The organism is Arthrobacter sp. 05N429, from assembly GCF_056397045.1.
In genome coordinates this window covers 164,173-185,621 of record NZ_JBFTMQ010000003.1, presented here as the reverse complement: position 1 = coordinate 185,621, position 21,449 = coordinate 164,173, and the positions used below count along the sequence as shown (strand labels likewise).

Annotated in this window: 18 protein-coding genes; 6 read left to right on the top strand and 12 right to left on the bottom strand. The window is 66.7% G+C overall.

Going from position 1 to position 21,449, the window contains the following annotated elements:
• Nucleotides 1–19 precede the first annotated feature (19 nt).
• On the bottom strand, nucleotides 20–775 hold the full coding sequence (gene recO / locus AC1DF4_RS07790) for a DNA repair protein RecO (RefSeq protein WP_476912342.1): 756 nt from the start codon (nucleotides 773–775) through the stop codon (nucleotides 20–22).
• Between the two features lie 93 nt (nucleotides 776–868).
• Nucleotides 869–2,608 carry a 2-isopropylmalate synthase gene (gene leuA / locus AC1DF4_RS07785; protein ID WP_476912341.1) on the bottom strand — a complete coding sequence of 580 codons (1,740 nt, stop codon included), beginning with the start codon at nucleotides 2,606–2,608 and terminating at the stop codon, nucleotides 869–871.
• A 252-nt stretch (nucleotides 2,609–2,860) separates the two neighbouring features.
• Between leuA and AC1DF4_RS07780 the strand changes: the two genes are divergently transcribed.
• On the top strand, nucleotides 2,861–4,813 hold the full coding sequence (locus tag AC1DF4_RS07780) for a M13 family metallopeptidase (RefSeq protein WP_476912340.1): 1,953 nt from the start codon (nucleotides 2,861–2,863) through the stop codon (nucleotides 4,811–4,813).
• Between the two features lie 124 nt (nucleotides 4,814–4,937).
• Here AC1DF4_RS07780 and AC1DF4_RS07775 read toward each other — a convergent pair whose 3' ends face one another.
• From AC1DF4_RS07775 to AC1DF4_RS07755, 5 genes are all read right to left on the bottom strand, one after another.
• Nucleotides 4,938–6,548, bottom strand: coding sequence for an LCP family protein (locus tag AC1DF4_RS07775; RefSeq protein ID WP_476912339.1), 1,611 nt, complete (start codon nucleotides 6,546–6,548; stop codon nucleotides 4,938–4,940).
• An 85-nt stretch (nucleotides 6,549–6,633) separates the two neighbouring features.
• Nucleotides 6,634–7,593 (bottom strand): GTPase Era, encoded by a 960-nt coding sequence (gene era / locus AC1DF4_RS07770; protein ID WP_476912338.1) that lies wholly within the window; start codon nucleotides 7,591–7,593, stop codon nucleotides 6,634–6,636.
• Nucleotides 7,577–8,908, bottom strand: a complete 1,332-nt coding sequence (locus AC1DF4_RS07765; RefSeq protein ID WP_476912337.1) for a hemolysin family protein — start codon at nucleotides 8,906–8,908, stop codon at nucleotides 7,577–7,579. The genes era and AC1DF4_RS07765 overlap by 17 nt, the downstream gene beginning before the upstream one ends.
• Complete coding sequence (ybeY, locus tag AC1DF4_RS07760) at nucleotides 8,905–9,378, bottom strand: rRNA maturation RNase YbeY (RefSeq protein ID WP_224046572.1); 474 nt, start codon at nucleotides 9,376–9,378, stop codon at nucleotides 8,905–8,907. The genes AC1DF4_RS07765 and ybeY overlap by 4 nt, the downstream gene beginning before the upstream one ends.
• A complete protein-coding gene (locus AC1DF4_RS07755) occupies nucleotides 9,375–10,463 on the bottom strand; it encodes a PhoH family protein (RefSeq protein ID WP_476912336.1) in 1,089 nt (362 codons plus the stop codon). The genes ybeY and AC1DF4_RS07755 overlap by 4 nt, the downstream gene beginning before the upstream one ends.
• A gap of 504 nt (nucleotides 10,464–10,967) precedes the next feature.
• Between AC1DF4_RS07755 and AC1DF4_RS07750 the strand changes: the two genes are divergently transcribed.
• On the top strand, nucleotides 10,968–11,861 hold the full coding sequence (locus tag AC1DF4_RS07750; protein WP_476912335.1) for a GerMN domain-containing protein: 894 nt from the start codon (nucleotides 10,968–10,970) through the stop codon (nucleotides 11,859–11,861).
• Nucleotides 11,862–12,017: 156 nt separating this feature from the next.
• Here the strand turns inward: AC1DF4_RS07750 and AC1DF4_RS07745 are convergent, their stop codons facing one another.
• The 3 genes from AC1DF4_RS07745 to hrcA form a co-directional block, all read right to left on the bottom strand.
• A complete protein-coding gene (locus AC1DF4_RS07745; protein WP_476912334.1) occupies nucleotides 12,018–12,827 on the bottom strand; it encodes a 16S rRNA (uracil(1498)-N(3))-methyltransferase in 810 nt (269 codons plus the stop codon).
• A gap of 2 nt (nucleotides 12,828–12,829) precedes the next feature.
• Nucleotides 12,830–13,957 (bottom strand): molecular chaperone DnaJ, encoded by a 1,128-nt coding sequence (dnaJ, locus tag AC1DF4_RS07740; RefSeq protein ID WP_441404160.1) that lies wholly within the window; start codon nucleotides 13,955–13,957, stop codon nucleotides 12,830–12,832.
• A 100-nt stretch (nucleotides 13,958–14,057) separates the two neighbouring features.
• Entirely contained in the window at nucleotides 14,058–15,071 is a 1,014-nt protein-coding gene (gene hrcA / locus AC1DF4_RS07735) for a heat-inducible transcriptional repressor HrcA (RefSeq protein ID WP_476912333.1), read from the bottom strand.
• A 231-nt stretch (nucleotides 15,072–15,302) separates the two neighbouring features.
• Here hrcA and AC1DF4_RS07730 point away from each other — a divergent pair, with 231 nt between their 5' ends.
• Nucleotides 15,303–16,151, top strand: a complete 849-nt coding sequence (locus tag AC1DF4_RS07730) for a DUF3097 domain-containing protein (protein ID WP_476912332.1) — start codon at nucleotides 15,303–15,305, stop codon at nucleotides 16,149–16,151.
• Nucleotides 16,152–16,296: 145 nt separating this feature from the next.
• Entirely contained in the window at nucleotides 16,297–16,716 is a 420-nt protein-coding gene (locus AC1DF4_RS07725) for a DUF4870 domain-containing protein (protein WP_476912331.1), read from the top strand.
• Nucleotides 16,717–16,840: 124 nt separating this feature from the next.
• On the opposite strand, the gene hemW is transcribed toward AC1DF4_RS07725, so the two are convergent.
• On the bottom strand, nucleotides 16,841–18,079 hold the full coding sequence (hemW, locus tag AC1DF4_RS07720; protein ID WP_476912330.1) for a radical SAM family heme chaperone HemW: 1,239 nt from the start codon (nucleotides 18,077–18,079) through the stop codon (nucleotides 16,841–16,843).
• Between the two features lie 42 nt (nucleotides 18,080–18,121).
• Nucleotides 18,122–19,975 (bottom strand): translation elongation factor 4, encoded by a 1,854-nt coding sequence (lepA, locus tag AC1DF4_RS07715; protein WP_476912329.1) that lies wholly within the window; start codon nucleotides 19,973–19,975, stop codon nucleotides 18,122–18,124.
• A 270-nt stretch (nucleotides 19,976–20,245) separates the two neighbouring features.
• Between lepA and AC1DF4_RS07710 the strand changes: the two genes are divergently transcribed.
• Both AC1DF4_RS07710 and rpsT read left to right on the top strand, forming a co-directional pair.
• Nucleotides 20,246–20,809: a type II toxin-antitoxin system PemK/MazF family toxin gene (locus AC1DF4_RS07710; RefSeq protein WP_476912328.1), complete on the top strand. Its 564-nt coding sequence runs from the start codon at nucleotides 20,246–20,248 to the stop codon at nucleotides 20,807–20,809.
• Nucleotides 20,810–20,995: 186 nt separating this feature from the next.
• On the top strand, nucleotides 20,996–21,256 hold the full coding sequence (rpsT, locus tag AC1DF4_RS07705; protein ID WP_024365662.1) for a 30S ribosomal protein S20: 261 nt from the start codon (nucleotides 20,996–20,998) through the stop codon (nucleotides 21,254–21,256).
• Nucleotides 21,257–21,449 lie beyond the last annotated feature (193 nt).

Genomic DNA, 21,449 nt, shown 5'->3' with positions numbered 1-21,449 from the left:
TTCTTACCCAACACCACAGTTACGTTCGCTCCACATGTTTGAGGGACTTAAGGACACGTTCCAGATGCCACTGCAGGTAGCTGGCCACCAGGCCGGCTGCCTCGCGTCGGTGCACGGGAACGGAAGCGTCCGCCGTCGTCCAGTCTCCGGTCAGCAGCGCACTGAGCAAAAGGACTGTTTCCGCGGCGGGGGCCGGCGATCCCGGCGGGCGGCAGTCCGCGCACACCATGCCGCCCAGCGGCGCCGAGAACGCGGTGTGCGGCCCGGCTGCCCCGCAGCGGGCGCAGCCGGTGAAGCTCGGTGCCCAGCCGCCGGTGGCGAGGGCGCGCAGCAGGTAGGAATCGAGGATCAGTTCCGGCGTGTGGTCGCCGCGGCTCAGCGAGGCCAGGGCGCCGACGAGGAGGTTGTACTGGGCGGTGCCCGCTTCGCCGTCGACGTCGGTGAGCTTTTCCGCCGTCTCCGTCATGGCGGCAGCGACGGTGTAGCGGCCGTAGTCCGCGGCGATGTTGCCGCCGTAAGCGCCTTTGGCGACGGCCTGCGTGACGATGTCCAACGTGCGGCCGGAAATCAGCTGGAGGTCCGCGACCATAAAGGGCTCGAGGCGGGCGCCGAAACGGCTGGACGTCCGCCGGACTCCCTTGGCCACAGCGCGGACCTGGCCGTGGTGCTTGGTCAGGATCGTGATGATGCGGTCCGCCTCGCCCAGCTTGTGGGTACGCAGCACAACACCGTCGTCACGGTAGGCGCGCGAGGAAAAGGAGGATGGTTGGGCCACGGTTAATCTTCGCACTGCATCAGAAGAAACGTTGCCTTTCAGGAGGAACAGCGCTGCGCCGCCGGATTGTCCGGCGGCGCAGCGGCTGACAGGTTAGGCGCGGGCGTCCCGGATGGCCCGGTTCACGGCAGAGATGACGGCCTTGAGCGAGGACGTGGACGTGTTGGCGTCAATCCCGACGCCCCACAGCACGCGCTCCCCCACGGCGCATTCGACGTAGGCCGCGGCGAGGGCGCTGCCGCCTTCGGACAGGGCATGTTCGCTGTAGTCCAGGACCCGGACGTCGACGCCGTCTTCGCGCAGGATGCTCAGCAGGGCAGCGATCGGACCGTTGCCGGTGCCGGTGCGGTGGACCTGGCTGCCGTCGATCTTGAGCGTGGCGTGCAGTGTCATGGAGCCGTCTTCGTCCGTTTCGGTGCCGAACGGGCCCAGGGCGTAGCGTCCCCACTGCTCGTCGGCCGCACCGGAGGGCAGGTATTCGTCCTGGAAGACCTGCCACAGCTGGGCGCCGCTGACTTCGCCGCCCATGGTGTCGGTCTGCTTCTGGATGACGCCGGAGAACTCGATCTGCGCGCGGCGCGGCAGGTCCAGGTTGTGCTCGTTCTTCAGCAGGTAGGCGACGCCGCCCTTGCCCGACTGGGAGTTGACCCGGATGACGGCCTCGTAGCTGCGGCCCAGGTCCTTCGGGTCGACCGGCAGGTACGGGACCTGCCAGGGGTAGTCGGCCATGTCCTTGCCTGCGGCGGCAGCGTCCTTCTCCAGGGCTTCCAGCCCCTTCTTGATGGCGTCCTGGTGCGAGCCGGAGAACGCGGTGAAGACGAGGTCTCCGCCGTAGGGTGCGCGCTCGGCCACCGGCAGCTGGTTGCAGTACTCCACAGTGCGGCGGACCTCATCGATGTCGGAGAAGTCGATCATCGGGTCGACGCCCTGAACGAACATGTTCAGGCCCAGGGTCACCAGGTCCACGTTGCCGGTCCGCTCGCCGTTGCCGAACAGGCAGCCTTCGATCCGGTCCGCGCCCGCCAGGTAGCCCAGTTCCGCGGCCGCGACGCCGGTGCCGCGGTCATTGTGCGGGTGCAGGGACAGGATGATGCCCTCCCGCGGGTGCAGGTTGCGGCTCATCCACTCGATCGAATCGGCGTAGACGTTGGGGGTGGCCATTTCCACCGTGGCGGGCAGGTTGATGATGACCTGGCTGTCGGCGGAGGCCTCGAACACATCGGCGATGGCGTTGCAGACCCGGACGGCGTACTCCAGCTCGGTCCCGGTGAACGATTCCGGCGAGTACTCGTAGGTGATGTGCGTATCCTGCAGGGTCTCCTCATACTTCTTGCACAGCCGCGCGCCCTGCAGGGCGATGTCCAGGATGCCGTCTTCGTCCTGGTTGAAGACGACCCTGCGCTGCAGGACCGACGTCGAGTTGTACAGGTGCACGATGGCCTGCTTGGCGCCGACGAGGGACTCGTAGGTCCGCTCGATCAGGTGCTCGCGGGCCTGGGTCAGGACCTGGATGGTGACGTCGTCCGGGATGTGGTTTCCCTCGATCAGCTGCCGGACGAAGTCGAAGTCGGTCTGCGAGGCGGAGGGGAAACCGACCTCGATTTCCTTGTAACCCATACGGACCAGCAGCTGGAACATCTTCAGCTTGCGGGCGGGGCTCATCGGGTCGATCAAGGCCTGGTTGCCGTCACGCAGGTCCACGGCGCACCAGCGCGGGGCCTTGGTGATGACCTTGTCCGGCCAGGTGCGGTCCGGCAGTTCAACAGTGATGATGTCCTGGAACGGGACGTAACGGTGGACGGGCATTCCTGAGGGCTTCTGTGCGTTTCGCATTACAATCGGGGCCTTTTCTGTGATTCTTGGTGAAAGGGTGGCCGGGCAACACAAACTCCGCAGCGAGGGTGGGCCTTGCGCTAGATCGCGTCTGAGGCCTCGCCGCGGCAGCTAAGAAGGAGCAGTTCTGCGCGCACCTTTTCACAGTAACACGGGTGCGTAAGATGAAGGAGCCATACCTCCGTAACGTCCACCATGCAGACCGGCAACCCGTAACAAGGCGGCGCCGGGCTGCCTCTCAAAGGAGCATCTGTGCCACTTTCGGGGATCGCCCTGTCCAATATCGACTCCAGCATCCGGCCCCAGGATGACCTGTACCAGCATGTCAACGGCACCTGGCTCAAGAACACCGAGATTCCGGATGACCGGCCCCTGGAGGGGACGTTCACGGCGCTGCGGGACGGCTCGGAACTCGCGGTGAAGGAGATCATCGAGGACGCGGCGGCCCGCGGCGCCGACTCCACCGGGATCGAGCAGAAGGTCGGGGACCTCTACAACAGCTTCCTGGACGAGGCTGCCGTTGAGGCCAAGGGCCTGGACCCGATCAGGCAGCGGCTCGCCGGGGTTTTCGCCACGGAGTCCCCCGCCGAAATCGTGGCACTGTCCGGCCGCCTGTTCCGCGCGGACGTGGGCGGCCTGTTCTACATCTATCCCGCCCCCGACGCCGGAAACCCGGACCGGATCCTGCTCTACACCGGCCAGGGCGGCCTCGGCCTGCCGGATGAGTCGTACTACCGCGAAGAAAAGTTCGCGCCGATGGTCCAGGCCTACAAGGAACACGTGCAGGCGGTCTTCGGCCTCGCCGGTGTCGCCGGCCCGGAGGAAGCGGCGGGGCGGGTGGTGGCGCTGGAGACCGCGCTGGCCGCGCACCACTGGGACAAGGTCACGCTGCGTGACCCGCAGAAGACGTACAACCTGAAGACCGCCGACGATGCGGCGCAGCTCTTCCCGCTGCTCGCCACATGGTTCGACGCCGCCGGCATCGCACCGGAGAAGCGTGCGGACCTTGTTGTAAGCACCCCGGACTTCTTTGCCGGGGCGGCGTCGCTGCTGGACTCCGAGCCGCTGTCCGCCTGGCAGGAATGGCTGGCCCTGCGGGTCATCAGCGCGGCCGCACCGTACCTGTCCGCGGCGTTTGTCGATGCGAACTTCGCCTTCTACGGCACCACGCTCAGCGGCACGCCGCGCAACAAGGACCGGTGGAAGCGCGGGGTCGCCGTCGTCGAGGCTGCGCTCGGCGAGGCGGTCGGCCAGATCTATGTTGCCCGGCACTTCCCGGAAACCCACAAGGCGCGCATGGAGTCGCTGGTCGCAAACCTGATCGAGGCCTACCGCGAATCCATCACGGGCCTGGCCTGGATGGGCGAGGACACCAAGCATGAGGCGCTGAAGAAGCTGGATTCCTTCCGGGCCAAGATCGGCTTCCCGGACAAGTGGATCGACTACTCCGCCGTGGAGATCGATCCGTCGGACCTGCTGGGCAATGTGGAGCGCGCGCACAGCGCCGACGTCGACCGGCACCTTGATGAGGTGGGCAAGCCGGTGGACCGGGAGAAGTGGCTGATGACACCGCAGACGGTGAATGCTTACTACCACCCGCTGCTCAACGAGATCGTGTTCCCGGCCGCCATCCTGCAGCCGCCCTTCTTCACCGCCGACGCCGACGATGCCGTCAACTATGGCGGCATCGGCGCCGTCATCGGCCACGAAATCGGCCACGGCTTCGACGACCAGGGCTCCCAGTACGACGGCAGCGGACTGCTCCGCAACTGGTGGACGGAGGACGACCGCACCGCCTTCGAGGCGCTGACCTCCAAGCTGGTGGCCCAGTTCGATGCGCTCTCCCCCACAGCGGCACCGGGACACAACGTCAACGGCAAACTGACCCTGGGCGAAAACATCGGCGACCTCGGCGGCCTGGCGATCGCGTACAAGGCCTACCTCATCAGCCTCGACGGCCAGGAGCCGCCGGTCCTGGACGGCCTGACCGGGGTGCAGCGCTTCTTTGCGTCCTGGGCTGCCGGCTGGCGGCAGGTCATGCGGAGCGAGGAAGCGATCCGCAGGCTCGCCACCGATCCGCACTCCCCCAACGAGTTCCGCACCAATCAGATCGCCAGGAACCTCGATGCCTTCCACGAGGCCTTCGGTACCGCGGAGGAGGACGGCATGTGGATGCCCGCCGCCGAGCGGGTCAGCATCTGGTAGCAGACCCTCTGGGGTAACAAACAAGGGCCGGCCGCGGGAGCAGTTCCCGCGGCCGGCCCTTCTTTGTTGGGCGGCTCTTCGCTGCCGGGCCTTACGCTGCCAGGTCCATTGTTGACGGGCGCTGTCAGCGGGTGATCAGGTACGGGTTGGCCTGCTGGCAGACGACGTCGCCGGCGGTCTGGTTCACAATGTCTTCGGGCAGTGCCACCGGGGCGTCCCCGCCCGGGTTGCCTCCCACGAGGTCGCTGCCCAGGTAGACCTGGACGCCGGCGACGCCGGCGGCCGGCAACACCTGCGTCGCCGGAATCCCCAGCACCGCGGCAACGTCGGCGGCCACGTCGGCGAAGCCTGTGCCGTAGTACACCGCGGTGGCCGCTACCGGCCTGGCCGCGAGCTGGCCGAGCTGGGTGAAGCCACCGGCGGTGAGGGCCTTAATGATTTCCTGGGTCCGCGCCGGAGTCCCTGATCCGTTCGCCACCGTGACCGGCTGCAGCGTCTTGTCGTAGGCGGCGGCCGTCTCGCTCGGGGCCGGCTCGGCGCTGGCACTCGCATCCGGGGACGCGGACGGGGACGGGCTCGGCGTCGCCTTCGGGTCCGTCAGGTCAATGTCCTTGCGCATCGCGGCGAAGAGCTGCGAAGCAGCAGGCTCGGCCATCTGCAGGCGGTTCGGGTCGCTGGCCGCAGGCACCGTCGGCACCGCCACGAACGCGACCTTGCCGACGTCGATGTCCTTCAGCCGGTTCCCGACGGTCAGCAGGGTCGGAATGGAGGCCATGCCCTCGTCAATGGTCAGGTTCCGTGTCACGACGTCGGCGATTTCCAGCATTTTGCCGGGGTTCGACAGTGTGCCGTCATCCTTCATCTTCCGCGTCAGGGAGGACAGGAAGCCCTGCTGGGCCTTGATCCTGCCGAGGTCGCCGCCGTCGGCGAAGGCGTGCCGGGCGCGCAGGAACGCCAGCGCCTGTTCGCCCTGGACCTTGGACGTTCCCTTGGGGAGCCGCAACTTCGAATCGGGGTCATAGACGGCGTCACTGATGCAGACGTCCACACCGCCCACGGTATTCGAGAGTTCCTTGACCGCGTTAAAGTCGGCCATCATGAAGTGGTCGATTTCCAGGCCCGTGAGCTTGTTGACCGTGTCCACGGCGCAGCCAATGCCCGCCTCGGACATGGCAGCGTTGATCATCACGTTCTTCTGCGCCGGGAATTCCTTCTTGGATTCCTGGTCGGTGCATTTCGGCATGTCCACCAGCAGGTCGCGGGGGAAGCTCACCACGTTGACGCGCTTGTTGTCTGCCGAGATGTCCATGAGCATCATGACGTCGGAATGCCCGTAGCCGGTGGCGTCGTCCGACGTGCCGTACTGCGAGTTCTTCCCGTCGCGGGTGTCGGACCCGAGAATCAGGATCTGCATCCGGTCCCGCGAATTGTCCACCGCGCCTTCAGTCTTGTCGCCGCCGGCGCCCAGAGCGGCCTTGCTGATGTTTCCCTGCAGCCGGACCGCCCAGTAGGCGCCGAAGGCAATGACACCAACCAGAAGGATGGACACCACGGCCGTCCCGATTTTCAGCCAGCCGGGCATGCCGCGGGCCGCACCGAGATGCCGTGCCGGTCCGACAGCGGGATCATCCGTGTGCCGGGCAGCAGAACCTGACCGAACCGGGGATCCGGTTCCGCCTGCGCGGTCTTCACGGGGTCGGGACACAGTTGAGCCTACTTTCACGAACGGGTTCATCCATTTTAGAGTCCGAATCTGGGAATTTCCCCGATGGCGGGCTCCATGGGAGCGGCGCGGGCGCCGCCGGGGTTCTGGGCTGCGCCTAGAACCCGAGCTTTACGAGCTGCTTCGGGTCACGCTGCCAGTCCTTGGCGACCTTCACGTGCAGATCGAGGTAGATGCGGGCGCCGAGCAGCGCCTCGATCCCCTTGCGCGCGGTGGTGCCGACCTCGCGGAGCCGGGCACCGCCCTTGCCGATGATGATGGCCTTCTGGGAAGGGCGCTCCACGTAGAGGTTCACGCGGACGTCGAGGAACGGCCGGTCTTCGGGCCTGCCCTCCCGCGGAACGATCTCATCGACGACGACGGCCAGGGAGTGCGGCAGTTCGTCGCGGACGCCTTCCAGCGCGGCCTCCCGGATGAGTTCGGCGATCATCACGGCCTCCGGTTCATCCGTCAGGTGGCCGTCCGGGTACAACGGCGGCGACGGCGGCATGAGGCCGATCAGCACGTCCGCGACCGTGCCGACCTGGAAGCCGTCGGTGGCGGAGACGGGCACGATGTCCTTCCAGCCGTCCTCGCCCAGGACCTCCCGGCCCAGGGCGGCGACGGCGAGCAGCTGCTCCGTGAGGGCCTGGCGGTCCACGGTGTCCGCCTTCGTCACAATCGCGATCACCGGCTTGTTCCCGATGGCGGCGAGCTGTGCTGCGATGAACTTGTCGCCGGGGCCGATCTTCTCGTTGGCGGGCAGGCAGAAGCCGATGGCGTCGACCTCCGCGAGGGTGTCGGCGACCAGTTCGTTCAGCCGCTTCCCCAGCAGTGTACGCGGGCGGTGCAGGCCCGGCGTGTCCACCAGGATCAGCTGCGCGTCCTCGCGGTGCACGATGCCGCGGATCGTGTGGCGCGTGGTCTGCGGCTTGGCCGACGTAATCGCGACCTTCTGGCCGACCAGGGCGTTGGTGAGGGTGGACTTGCCCGCGTTGGGACGCCCGACCAGCACCGCGAAACCGGCGCGGTAGCCGCCATGGGCCGCTTCGGCGTCGGACTTATTCTGCTTGCTCACGTGAGACTCCCTGTTGGATTGGTGCGGCCTCGTCGAGAAGGTCTTCAAGGTCAGTTTCTTCTTTTAGTACGGCGGCCGCAATGATGTGGCTGACGCGGTTCCGCCGGCCCTCGAGCCGGTCGGCACGGAGGGACAGCCCGTGGACCACGACCGTGCTGCCGACGATCGGGACCCGGCCGAGGGCTTTGGCGAGCAGGCCGCCCACGGTGTCCACTTCGTCGTCGTCGAGCTCCAGGTCGAAGAGCTCGCCGAGGTCATCGATGCTCATCCGCGCGCTGACCCGGTAGCTTCCGTCGCCGAGTTCCACCGCTTCCGCGCTTTCGGTGTCGTACTCGTCGACGATCTCGCCGACGATCTCCTCGATGAGGTCCTCGAGGGTGACCAGTCCGGCGGTGCCGCCGTACTCGTCGATGACGATCGCTACGTGCGTCGATTCCTTTTGCAGCTCGCGCAGCAGCTCGCTCACCGGCTTCGAGTCCGGCACGTAGCGGACCTCGCGGGCCAGTTCGTCAACAACCGGGGGCTCCTCGCCCGGGCCAAGGTTGTGGATGACCGCGGCCACATCCTTGAGGTACACGATGCCAAGGACCTGGTCCGTGTTCTCGCCGATCACCGGGATCCGGGAATAGCCGGACCGCAGGAACAGCGACATGGCCCGGTGCAGGCTGGAACCGGAGTCGATGCTCAGGATGTCGGTGCGTGGCACCATGACCGAGCGGACCAGGGTGTCGCCGAAGTCGAAGACGGACTGGATCAGCTCGGCCTCGTTGTCCTCGATCACGTCGGATTCGGTGGCGCGGTCCACCAGCTCCCGGAATTCCTCTTCGCTGAAGAACGCCTCGTTGTCCGCGGGTGCCCCGGGGGCCACGGCGCTGCCCAGTGCGACCAGCCAACCGGGAATCGGCCCCAGCACCCAGCACAGCCAACGGATCAGGGGCGCGCTGAAGCGGACCAGGCCGGCCGAGTGGACCCGGCCGAGCTGCCGGGGGGACACGCCCACGATCACGAAGCCCAGCAGCGCCATGATTCCGGTGGCGATCAGCCCCGCGAGCCAGATGTTGTCGAGCAGGCTGGTCAGCAACACCGTCACGGCGACGGCGGAAGCCATATCGAACCAGATGCGCCAGAACCGCAGGGCACGCATGTGCGCCACGGGCTGCGCCATGATGCGCTTCAGCGCGGCGCCGCGGCTCTGCAGGATCGCAGCCTCGGCATCGTGCCGGGACAGGTAGTTGAAAGCAGATTCGGCCGCGGTCAGGAATGCGGCAAAGCTCAGGAAAACCAGCGCCATTCCGGCGAGGATCAGTGGCGTCACTGAATCGTCTCTGACGGGGCGTCTTTGCCGGTGAAGGCGGAGAGCAGTTCGCGCTGGAGACCGAACATCTCTTCCTTCTCCTCCGGTTCGGCATGATCGAAGCCGAGCAGGTGCAGGATGCCGTGGGTCGTGAGCAGCAGCATCTCGTCCTGGGTGGTGTGGCCGGCGTTCATCGCCTGGACCTCCGCGACCTGCGGGCAGATGGCGATGTCACCGAGCATGCCCTGGGGCGTGGGCTTGTCCGGCGTACCGGGCGTCAGCTCATCCATCGGCACCGACAGCACATCGGTGGAGCCCGGCTCGTCCATCAGTTCGATGTGCAGCTTTTCCATGGCCGGCTCGTCCACGAGCAGGATGGACAGTTCGGCCTGGGGGTGGATGAAGAGGCGTTCGAAAATGAACCGGGACAGCTGCACCAGCTCGGCCTCGTCGACCGTCACGCCGGATTCGTTGTTGACCTCGATGCTCATGCGTCTTCTCCCCGCTTGTCACGGGCAACGGAATGTTTGACCCGGTTCCTCTGGATCTCGTCCCACACGCTGTAGGCGGTGACGATGTCGCCGACCAGGCGGTGACGGACGACGTCGGAGGCGTCCAGGACAGTGAAGTTGACGTCTTCGATGCCCTGCAGGATTTCCTCGACGATCCGGAGCCCGGACCGGGTGCCGAAGGGCAGGTCCACCTGCGTGACGTCACCGGTGACCACCATCTTGGAGCCGAAGCCCAGGCGGGTCAGGAACATCTTCATCTGCTCCGGAGTGGTGTTCTGTGCCTCGTCCAGGATGATGAAGGCGTCATTGAGCGTGCGTCCGCGCATGTAGGCCAACGGGGCGACCTCAATCGTCCCGGCCGCTATCAGCCGCGGAATGGATTCGGGGTCCATCATTTCGTGCAGGGCGTCGTAGAGCGGCCGCAGGTAGGGGTCGATCTTGTCGCTGAGCGTGCCGGGCAGGAACCCGAGCCGCTCCCCCGCCTCGACGGCCGGACGGGTCAGGATGATCCGCGTGACTTCCTTTTGCTGCAGCGCCTGGACGGCCTTCGCCATCGCCAGGTACGTCTTGCCGGTACCCGCCGGCCCGATGCCGAAGATCACCGTGTTGTCGTCAATCGCGTCAACATAGTTCTTCTGGTTCAGCGTCTTCGGCCGGATGGTTTTGCCGCGGCTCGAAAGGATGTTGTGAGTGAGCACCTCAACCGGGTTCTGCAGGGACTGGGTCCGGAGCATTGACACAAGTTGCTGCAGGACAGCGGGTGTGATGATGGTGCCCCTGGCGACGAGGCCACGGACCTCGTTGAGCAGGCGCATGATCCGCGGCACGTCGGCGGCCGGCCCGCTGATGGCGAGCTCGTTGCCGCGGACATGGAAGTCGACAGCCGGAAACTGGGCCTCAATGAAGCGCAGGGCTTCGTCATGACTGCCAAGGGACTGGACCATCTGATCGGAGCTGTCGAACAGGACTACCTCCGTCCGCAGCCCTGGTAGGGAGTGGGGGAATTCACCTGCGGAGCGCTCTCGAGCGCTGGTCCGGGCCTTGCCGTTCGCTGCTTCAGTCATGGTGTTGGCCCGCGGGCCTCTGGTCCCCTCCAGTTCGGAAATGGTCTGCCCCCTGATCCGGCCCGACGGTGCTTGTCTGTGAAGGCGGTTCGCGCCTTCCGGTTCCGGGTGTCAGCGGGTCCTTTTATCTTACGCCAGTGACTGGCTGCGTATGCCGCCGGCCTGACGGCCTGTCGGGCCGCCAGCTGCCTCTGTGTCTGGCTGTGTTTTCTTGCTGTGTTTCCGGCTGCGTTTCCGGATTTAGGTATCAACTTCGCATCGGCCTCATATCGTTCCCGTTGCAGTTCCGGCCCGCCGGCCGAATCCCCGGTTTCGCGCCGGACCCGTGTGCCATGCTGGAAATCGGCCACCGGCACGGCGCTTGCAGCCGGGCCGCGGGCGCATGGACAGGCACCACAGGCAGACGAACACCGGCACACGAACACCGAGCAGATAAGGGCAGCGGCAATCAGACGACGCGGGATCGGACAGACAATAGCAGCAGGCGCGCGGATACGACCGCGCATGCTGCTGCTGATGCTGCCCGCTGCGCTTGTCCTGTCCGGCTGTGTGGCCACCCCCCAGCCCGGCATCACGAACTCCAACACTCCTTCGCAGGTCATGTCCGCCCAGGCATCGGCGGCGACCACGAGTGCGCCGCTGGAGACCACGCAGGCTTCCAACAAGGCGCCGGTCTACTGGATCGGCCGGAGCAATAACAACACGTTCCTCTACCGGGAGTTCCGTGACGTCCCGGAACAGGACAACCCGGTCACCCGGGCGCTTCGCGTGATGATGTCGCAGAAGCCGCTCGATCCGGACTTCTTCACGCCCTGGCAGAACCCCAAGAAGCTGGCGTCCTCCATTTCGGGCAAGAATGTCATCACCGTCGACATGTCCACGGACGCTTTCAACAGCAATGTGGATCCCGCCATGGCCGAGCGCGCGGTCCAGCAGCTCGTGTACACCGCGACGGCGGCCGCTGCCAGCGCCGGGCTGATCGACTCCGGCCAGCAGATCCAGGTGGTGGTGCTCGTGGACGGCCACACCGATTACGTCGCCTTCAACCACGTCCGCCTCGGCGGCCCGACCTCGCGCAGCACCGGAATGGTCGCCCCGGTATGGATCATTGACCCCCAGGAAGGGACCTCCCTCGAGGACGGCGCGATCAAGGTCTCCGGCCGCAGCACAGCTCCGGGAGGGGAGCTCAGGTGGGAGATCCTGCGCATCGACGGCAGCGTCAAGACCAGCTACCTGAACGGTACGGTCACCGCTTCTGCCGAGGCCGGACAATCGGGTGCCTTCAGCCTCTCGGTAAACCTCGGGCCGGGCAACTACGAGGTCCGGGTGTCCCAGCTTGAGGCCGGCAACCCTGCCGAGGACCTGAACGTCGACACCCGCGGCTTCACGGTCAAGTAGCGACCCCCTGCCTTAACCTGCATCGACTGCTCCGCAACGGCCCTTCTGAAGGCTCAGAACGGCATTTGGGCCCACGCCGGCAGGGTTCCCTGGCCGAGCTTGCGAGGAGAGGGTGCCGGTGGGGAACAGTCGATTGCTTTTTAGGCCGGAACCGGGCTACCAGCGGCCCAGGATGTCGCTGGCGAGGACAGTCGCGGCGGGGCCCGCCGTGGACGACCGCAGCACATGATGTCCCAGCAGGGCCGTCACGGCGCCGGCGTCGCAGAGCCTGGTCACTTCGCGCGGGCTGATGCCGCCCTCGGGACCCACGATCAGCAGCACCTCGCGGCCCCCGCGGGAGCCGTCGCCCGTGGGCAATTCAGCAGCAGGAAATTCACCTGCGGCGGTGGGGCCCTGCCAGTCCTCCAGCACCTGGCGCAGCGGACGCACGGCGTCCTCGTGCAGGATGATCGCGAGGTCCGCGGCGGCCACCGCCGCCTGCAGCCCGGCGCCGTCGACGGCGGAGCGGACCTCCGGGATCCACGCCCGCCTGGCCTGCTTCGCCGCCGCCGTGACCACCGACTGCCACTTGGCGTGGGCCTTCGCCGCACGCTCGGCCTTCCAACGGACGATCGACCGTTCGGCCTGCCAGGGCACAACCGCGTCAATTCCCAGCTCGGTGGCGGTTTCGGCCGCGAGCTCGTCCCGGTCGCCCTTCGCGAGGGCCTGGACCAGGACCAGCCGCACCGCGGGCTGGGGCTCCTCGAAGAGCCCGGAGCAGTGCACCGTCAGCTCGTTCGGGGCGACGGCGGCGACGGCGCCGGTCAGGCGCTTGCCGGCGCCGTCGGCGATGTCCACGGACTCCCCCACAGCAAGACGCTTCACCGTGACGGCATGGCGGGCTTCAGGTCCGTCGAGAACGAAGTCGGAACCGGGAACCAGCCCGTCCAAAGTGCCGGGGGCAGTGAAAAAGACCGGGTTGCTCACCGCTACAGGTTACCGAGCCGGTCCCGAAGCTTCGCGAACACCCCGCCGCTCGCGGCGAGCTTCCCTTCGGTGAACTGCTCACCGCGCAGCTTCGCGAGCTGGCGGAGCAGGTCCTCCTGGGCGGCGTCGAGCTTGGCGGGGGTGTCCACCTGAAGGTGGACCTTGAGGTCGCCGCGGCCGTAGCCGCGCAGGTGGGTGACGCCGAGTCCGCGCAGCGTAATGACCTCACCGGACTGGGTGCCTGCCTTGACGTCGATCTCCTGCTGGCCGTCGAAGGTGTCGAGGGTGAGCTCGGTGCCCAGTGCCGCGGCCGTCATGGGGATGTTGAGGCTGGCGTGAAGGTCGTCGCCGTCGCGCACGTACGTGGCGTCGTTGTTGACCCGGATCTCCACGTAGAGGTCGCCGGCGGGACCGCCGGCAGGGCCGGCCTCGCCCTGGCCGGAGAGCTGGATGCGGGTGCCGGTGGCGACGCCGGCAGGAACCTTGACCGTCAGGGAGCGCCGGCTGCGGATCCGGCCCTGGCCGGCGCATTCGTTGCAGGGGTCCTTGATGACAGTGCCGAAGCCCTCGCAGGAACCGCAGGGGGCGGCGGTCATGACCTGGCCGAGGATGGAACGGACGGCGCGCTGGACCTGGCCGCTGCCGCCGCAGATGTCGCAGCGTTCCGGGTGGCTGCCTTCACGGCAGCACGAGCCCTCACACGTGGGGCACGTGACAGCCGTGTCGACTTCGAGTTTCTTGTTGACGCCGAACACGGCGTCGCGGAGGTCGATCCGGACGCTGATCAGGGCGTCCTGGCCGCGGCGGACCCGTGAGGCCGGTCCGGCCTGGCCGCCGGCGCCGAAGAAGGTCTCGAAAATGTCCTGGAACGCGAAGCCCTGGCCGGAGTAACTGCCGCCGCCGAAACCGTTGTCGGTTCCGTTCTCGTTGCCCGTGGTGTCGTAGATCCTGCGCTTCTGCGGATCGGACAGGACCTCGTAGGCGTGTGTGACCGCCTTGAACCGGTCCGAAGCGTCATCCCCGGGGTTCACGTCCGGGTGGAGGGTCCGCGCCAGTTTGCGGTAGGCCTTCTTGATCTCTTCGCCCGTAGCTTCGCGGGAGACTCCAAGAACGTCGTAGTGGCTGCTCAAAGTTTGTATCTCTTCCTTTTTGTACTGCCGGTGGGGCACTGCCTGTTAGGGGCAAGAAGTCTGGTGTCGGAACGTCGGGACGGGCGTGGTGTGCCGTCCGTCAGGGGCCGAGAATCCTTGAAAGGTAGCGGGCCACCGCGCGGACGGCGGCCATGGTGGTGGGATAGTCCATCCTGGTGGGACCCAGCACGCCGACCTTCGCCGTCGCGTCCGGCCCGTAGCCGGTCGCCACCACGGAGGCCTCGGCGAGCCCCACGTACGGGTTCTCCCGGCCGATGCTGACCGTCACGCCCCGCGGGTCCGCGGCCATGTCGCTCAGCAGGCGGAGCATGACCACCTGTTCCTCGAGGGCTTCCAGCACCGGGCCGATGCTCAGCGGGAAGTCCACGTTGGAGCGGGCGAGGTTGGCCGTTCCGGCCATGACCATGCGCTCCTCGCGGCTGCTCGTGGCCAGCGCCTCAAGGCCGCGGGCCAGCGCCTGGGCTGCGCCACGCCGCGCGGGCGGGCAACTGCCAACCACGGACTGCAGCGACTGCGGCAACAAGTTCAGCGGCGTCCCGGCGAGGCCGCCGAGGAACCGCGTGCGGAGTTCAGCCAGGGCCTCGTCGCCGAAGTCCTGCCCCACGTCGATGACCCGCTGTTCCACCTTGCCGGTGTCCGCGATCAGCACCATCAGCACCTTGCGGGGCGCCAGCAGGACGAATTCGATGTGCCGCACCTTGGCGCGGCTGAGATGCGGATACTGCACGACGGCGACCTGGTTTGTCAGGTGCGCGAGCAGCCGGACGGTCCGGTCCAGGACATCGTCGAGGTCGTCGGAACCCTCCAGCAGGGCCTGGATGGCACGTCGTTCTGCCGGTGAGAGCGGCTTAACCGCCGAAATCTGGTCTACGAAGAGCCGGTAGCCCTTGTCGGTGGGGATGCGACCGGCACTCGTGTGCGGCGCCGTAATGAGGCCCTCATCCTCCAGGGCTGCCATGTCATTGCGGATCGTGGCACTGGATACGCCCAGGTGGTGCCGCTCCACGAGGGCTTTCGAGCCGACGGGTTCCCGTGAATGGACGTAGTCCTCCACGATGGCGCGCAGCACTTCGAGTTTGCGTGGTTCGCTCACGCTCCACCTCCATTCGACTGTCCCGCATCCGGTGCCGCCGTTCGCCGGCCGCACCGCACGCTCTGCTGGCACACGGCATGTTGGTTAGCACTCGACATGCCTAAGTGCTAACCAGTCTAATATGAGTCGCCGCGTTGTTAGCATTGGATTCGCTCCAGGCGTTCTTCCCGGGGCAAGTGTTTTCGGGCACAGCCCGCCATAGCAAACCGATCGCAAAGCAGTGTGGAACCGATGTCGTACCAGAACTGGGGCCCCCAGGACCTGTCCGCCCCCGCCAAGGCCCAGCTTCCGGAGGTGCCGGTGGAGCGCGGCATGGTCCTGGAAGATGTCCAGTCCGGCTGGGTGGGCGCCGTGACCCGGGTGGAGAAGTCCGGCGGGATGCACGTCGTCGCCCTGGAGGACCGCCGCGGCAAGTCCCGGTCCTTCCGGCTCGGCTTCGGATTCCTGCTGGACGGACAGCCGATCCGGCTGATGCCGCCCGCACCCCGGGCCGCTGCGGCCGCCGCCGGCAGCAGAACGGCTTCCGGCTCCGTTCGCGTGGCGGGCCAGCGCGCACAGGTCGCCAAGGCGAGCCGGATCTGGGTGGAAGGCAAGCACGACGCCGAACTCGTCGAGAAGGTCTGGGGTGACGATCTCCGGGTGGAGGGCATCGTCGTCGAACCGCTGCACGGCATCGACGACCTCGCCGGAGCCGTGGCCGCCTTCCGGCCGGGCCCCGGGCGCCGGCTCGGTGTCCTGGTGGACCACCTGGTCCCCGATTCCAAGGAGTCCCGGATCGCCGACGCTGTCATGGCATCGCCCGGAGCGGCCGGCAACGTGCTGATCGTCGGCCACCCCTATGTGGATGTCTGGCAGGCGATCCGTCCGGCCGTGCTGGGGATCGAGAAGTGGCCGGTGATCCCCCGCGGCGTGGACTGGAAGACGGGCATCCTGATGGCTTTCGGCTGGCCGCACAGCACCAAGGAGGACATCGGGCTGGGCTGGCAAAAACTCCTCGGCGCGGTCCGCAGCTACGCCGACCTGGAACCCTCCCTGCTGGGCCGGGTGGAGGAGGTCATCGACTTCCTCACCGTCCCCTGACGAGCCTGTCCGGGTGCCCCCGCCAGCGGGCCGATCCGCGATTCCGCGCCGAAGCAAGTATTCTTGGAACGGCGGCTGCGCTCCCGGCGCAGCCCTGGCACCCCCGCAGGCACCAACGCACCACCGCAATCCGAAGGACGACACCGTGGCAGATGACGCACGCGAACAAAACGGCAACCAGGCCGGCCATGGCCAGCCCCCGTACCATGGCGTTCCAGCAAATGCTCTGCCTCTGACGGCAAGCGAGGACCGTCAGTGGGCCACACTGGCCCACTTCGGCGGCATACTCGGCTGCGTCCCCTCGCTGCTGATCTACCTGATCTTCAAGGACCGCGGTCCGTTCACGGCGCAGGAGTCCAAGGAAGCCCTGAACTTCACGCTGCCGCCCACGATCGCAGCTGTGCTCTGCAACCTGCTGGTCTTCGTACCGGTGGTGGGCAACATCTTCGCCGTCCTCGCCACGGTCATCTGGATTGCCGTCACGTGCTTCTCCGTCGCGGCCGGCATCCACGTCAACCGCGGCCAGCCGCACCGCTACGAGTTCAACCTCCGCTGGATTAAGTAGCCGTCCGGCCGGTCCCGAATACCGCGGACCCGGACACGCAGACCCAAGCCCCGGACCGAAACAGGAAAGCCGGCCGTCGCCCTCAGGGCAGCGGCCGGCTTTTTCGGCTTAATCCTCCGGACTCCTAATCCGGCAGGATCCTCCGGACCACGGCGTCGGCGAGGAGGCGGCCCTTGAGGGTCAGCACAAGGCTGCCGTGGAACGCCGACGCGGGGTCAATCAGGCCGTCGGCGATGAGCCCGGCGACGGCGTGCCGCCCGGTGTCACCCAGTCCGCCGAGGCTGGCGATGTCCAGCCCGGAATTCAGGCGGGCCTCCAGCATGACGCGCTCCACGTTGCGGGTCTGCGAATCAAGGGTCTCCCGCCCGGCGGCCGGCGAGAGCCCCGATCCGAGGCGATTCGCATAGGCGGTGGGGTGCTTGACGTTCCACCAGCGCACGCCGCCCAGGTGGGAGTGCGCGCCCGGCCCGATCCCCCACCAGTCATCGCCGCGCCAGTAGGCAAGATTGTGCCGGCAGGCCTGCTCCGGGGTGCGGGACCAGTTGCTGACCTCGTACCAGGACAGCCCTGCCGCCGAGATGAGTTCGTCGGCGAGTTCGTATTTGTCGGCGTGGTCGTCGTCGTCGATACCGGGGACTTCTCCGCGGCGGATCTGCGCGGCGAGCTTGGTGCCCTCCTCGACGATCAGCGCGTAGGCGCTGATGTGGTCGGGGCCGTAGGACAGCGCCGTCTCCAGCGAGTAGCGCCAGTCCTCCAGCGACTCCCCCGGCGTGCCGTAGATCAGGTCGAGGCTGACCGCGAGGCCCGCATCACGCGCCCACTGCACCACTTCGGGCACGCGACTGGGCGTGTGGGTGCGGTCCAGGACCTTCAGCACGTGCGGGACGGCCGACTGCATCCCGAAGGACACCCTGGTGAAGCCGGCGTCGGCCAGCAGTTGCAGGGATTCGGGGGTCACGGAATCCGGGTTGGCCTCGGTGGTCACCTCGGCGCCTGGCTCCAGGCCCCAGGCGCCGATGGCAGCGGTGAGGATCCGGGCAAGGTCCTCGGCCGGGAGCAACGTGGGCGTGCCGCCGCCGAAGAAAACCGTGCTGAGCGGACGTGCCGGCAGGCCGCTGGCCTTCAGGACTGCTGCCGCGAAGTCGACCTCCGCGACGGCGGTGCCGGCGTAGGCGTCCTGGGACGCCCCGCCGCCGAGTTCCGTGGCCGTGTAGGTGTTGAAGTCGCAGTAGCCGCAGCGCACAGCGCAGAACGGGATATGGACGTACAGCCCGAAGGCCCTGGATGCGGCGCCTTCCAGCGCCTGTCCGGGCAGCAGCCCGTCCGGCGGCGCCGGGTCCCCCAGCGGAAGGGCGCTAGGCACGGTCGGGTCCCGCTTGCTTTAGGACAGTTATCACGGGCACCGCTACTTCTTGGCCTTGTCCTTGGACTCGTCCGTGGTGAGGGCGGCAATAAACGCTTCCTGGGGAACCTCGACGCGGCCCACCATCTTCATGCGCTTCTTGCCTTCCTTCTGCTTTTCCAGCAGCTTTCGCTTGCGGGAAATATCGCCGCCGTAGCACTTCGCCAACACGTCTTTGCGGATGGCCCTGATACTTTCCCGGGCGATGATCCGGGAACCAATGGCAGCCTGGATGGGCACCTCGAACTGCTGGCGCGGAATGAGCTCGCGGAGCTTGGTGGTCATCATCACACCGTAGGCGTAGGCCTTGTCACGGTGCGTGATGGCGGAGAAGGCGTCAACCTGTTCGCCCTGGAGCATGATGTCCACCTTGACGAGGTCGGCCACCTGGTCGCCGTCGGCTTTCCAGTCCAGCGAGCCGTAACCGCGGGTCTTGGACTTGAGGATGTCGAAGAAGTCGAAAACGATTTCGGCCAGCGGCAGCCGGTAGCGGATTTCCACCCGGTCCTCGGACAGGTAGTCCATCCCGCCCATGACTCCGCGCCGGCTCTGGCACAGTTCCATGATGGCGCCGACAAACTCGTTCGGCGCCAGGATGGTCGCGGCCACCATCGGCTCGCGGACCTCCGCGACCTTGCCCGTGGGGTACTCGCTGGGGTTGGTGACGTGGACGAGCTTCTTGTCCTCCAGCGTCACCTCGTATTCCACGTTGGGGGCGGTGGAGATCAGGTCCAGGTTGTATTCGCGTTCGAGCCGCTCACGCGTGATTTCCAGGTGCAGCAGCCCCAGGAAGCCCACGCGGAAGCCGAAGCCCAAGGCGGCCGATGTTTCCGGCTCGTAGACGAGCGCGGCGTCGTTGAGCATCAGCTTCTCCAACGCATCGCGCAGCACCGGATAGTCCGTGCCGTCCAAGGGATACAGGCCGGAGAAGACCATCGGCTTGGCGTCCGCATACCCGGGAAGGGAAGCGGTCGCCGGCTTGGCCAGGTTGGTGACGGTGTCGCCCACCTTGGACAGCCGGACGTCCTTCACACCGGTGATGAGGTAGCCCACTTCGCCGACGCCGAGGCCCTTGGAGGGGGTGGGTTCCGGGGAGCTGACGCCGATTTCGAGAAGTTCGTGCGTGGCGCGGGTGGACATCATCTGGATGCGTTCGCGCGGGTGCAGCATGCCGTCCACCACGCGGACGTACGTGACCACGCCGCGGTACGTGTCATAGACGGAGTCGAAGATCATGGCGCGCGCGGGGGCGTTCGGGTCACCCTCGGGGGCCGGCAGGTCGCGGACGATCTTGTCCAGGAGGGCCTCGACGCCCATGCCGGTTTTGCCGGAGACGCGGAGCACGTCGTCGGGGTCGCCGCCGATCAGGTTGGCGAGTTCCGCCGCGTACTTCTCGGGCTGGGCTGCCGGAAGGTCGATCTTGTTCAGGACCGGGATGATCGTGAGGTTGTTTTCCATCGCCAGGTAGAGGTTGGCGAGGGTCTGGGCCTCGATGCCCTGGGCCGCATCCACCAGCAGCACGGCGCCTTCGCAGGCCGCAAGCGAGCGGGAGACCTCATAGGTGAAGTCGACGTGCCCGGGAGTGTCGATCATGTTCAGCGCGTAGCTGGTGCCGTCGAGCTCCCAGGGCATACGGACGGCCTGGGACTTAATGGTGATGCCGCGTTCGCGCTCAATGTCCATGCGGTCCAGGTACTGGGCCTTCATGTCACGGGACTGGACAACGCCGGTGTACTGGAGCATCCGGTCGGCCAGTGTGGATTTGCCGTGGTCAATGTGCGCAATGATGCAGAAGTTCCGGATGATGGCCGGATCTGTTGCGGCGGGCACCGGGGCGGTGCGGGCCATGGGAGACACGCAGGGTCCTTACTGTTGGCTTTTCCACGGACCGGCGCCGGACTGGTTTCCCATCCTGCGCCGTGCCGCCTTTCTCTCCCTATAGTCTCCCACGTCCGGACCTTTGGGTTCGCATCCCCGATTTCCGTTGCGGACCGCAATTCTTCCGGTCTATTCTGCGTGTCGCCTCCCGGGCTGCACCCAGGCCCCACCGGCGCGACTGTCCCGCGGCCCGCCATCCCTGCCGCCTCCGCCCACCTTTCTGCCGGAGGGTGCCGGTATGGTTTCCCCATGGCTTGGAACCTCCGCTCTATCGGCAATGCAATCCGCAGTACCTTGCGCTTCCTGGAAGGGCGCCCCGTCTCCGCGCCGCGCCGGTCCGGCACGAAGGCCAAGGGCCCGAAATCCGGCGCCCGCCCGGGTACCGGGCGCGGGGCCGCCGTCGGACTGTCCAGCAAGTACCCCGGCGATTTTCATGGGAAAGCCAAGGTCAGCTATGCGCCCTCGCCCAACGGCCGCCCCGAACCGGGCGAGGTCGTCTGGACCTGGATTCCCTATGAAGAGGACTACTCGCAGGGCAAGGACCGTCCGGTTCTGCTGGTCGGCGCCAGCGGCGGCTACCTGCTCGGGCTCATGCTGACCAGCAAGGACCACGACGGCGATGCGCGACGGGCGGACGACTACGTCGATATCGGCACCGGACCGTGGGACCGGCAATGGCGCCCCAGCGAAGCCAAGCTGGACCGCATCCTGCGGATCAACCCCCGTGACGTCCGGCGCGAGGGGGCCATTCTCGACGCCGGCCGCTTCAGTGTGATCTCCGCCGCCCTGCAGTCCCGCCACGGCTGGCGCTGACCCGCCGCTGGATGGCCACTCTGTTCGTGCCTGCGGCAGCGGTTCTGCTACTATTGACAGCTGTGTGTCCGTGCAGGTCGACGGCCACAGATGGTTGGTCGCCATAGGTATCCCCACGCCGCTCAGTCAATGGCCAATCTGAAAGCCCTCTAGACCATTTTCCGCATTGAAAAAGAGAGTTCACACGTGGCTAATATCAAGTCCCAGAAGAAGCGCATCCTCACCAACGAGAAGGCCCGCCTGCGCAACAACGCAGTCAAGTCCGAGCTGAAGACGGCCATCCGCGCCGTCAACACCGCCGTTGAGTCCACCGACAAGGATGCTGCGGCTGCCGCACTGCTTTCTGCCAGCCGCAAGCTGGACAAGGCTGTCAGCAAGGGCGTTCTCCACAAGAACAACGCTGCAAACCGCAAGTCGGCCATCTCCAAGAAGGTCAACGCGCTCTAAAGGTTTCCAGTTCATTTGAACTGATGATTGTGGCCGGCACCCTCGGGTGCCGGCCACTTCCAGTTAAGCTGCGTTGTAACCGCCTACTGCGGGTTACCGGACGAATACGTGAGTGAGTTCCGGCCGCGAGAGTCACAGCGTGAACACCCTGCACCAGGTCAACCCGCCACGAACCGCGAAGAGCGCTAATCTG

What these genes read in the sequence shown, in the direction of transcription:
- leuA (WP_476912341.1), bottom strand. Translation starts at nt 2,608, where the DNA reads ATGCGAAACGCACAGAAGCCCTCAGGAATGCCCGTCCACCGTTACGTC.
- AC1DF4_RS07730 (WP_476912332.1), top strand. Translation starts at nt 15,303, where the DNA reads ATGTCGTACCAGAACTGGGGCCCCCAGGACCTGTCCGCCCCCGCCAAG.
- AC1DF4_RS07755 (WP_476912336.1), bottom strand. Translation starts at nt 10,463, where the DNA reads ATGACTGAAGCAGCGAACGGCAAGGCCCGGACCAGCGCTCGAGAGCGC.
- AC1DF4_RS07775 (WP_476912339.1), bottom strand. Translation starts at nt 6,548, where the DNA reads ATGAACCCGTTCGTGAAAGTAGGCTCAACTGTGTCCCGACCCCGTGAA.
- AC1DF4_RS07710 (WP_476912328.1), top strand. Translation starts at nt 20,246, where the DNA reads ATGGCTTGGAACCTCCGCTCTATCGGCAATGCAATCCGCAGTACCTTG.
- AC1DF4_RS07750 (WP_476912335.1), top strand. Translation starts at nt 10,968, where the DNA reads ATGCTGCTGCTGATGCTGCCCGCTGCGCTTGTCCTGTCCGGCTGTGTG.
- ybeY (WP_224046572.1), bottom strand. Translation starts at nt 9,378, where the DNA reads ATGAGCATCGAGGTCAACAACGAATCCGGCGTGACGGTCGACGAGGCC.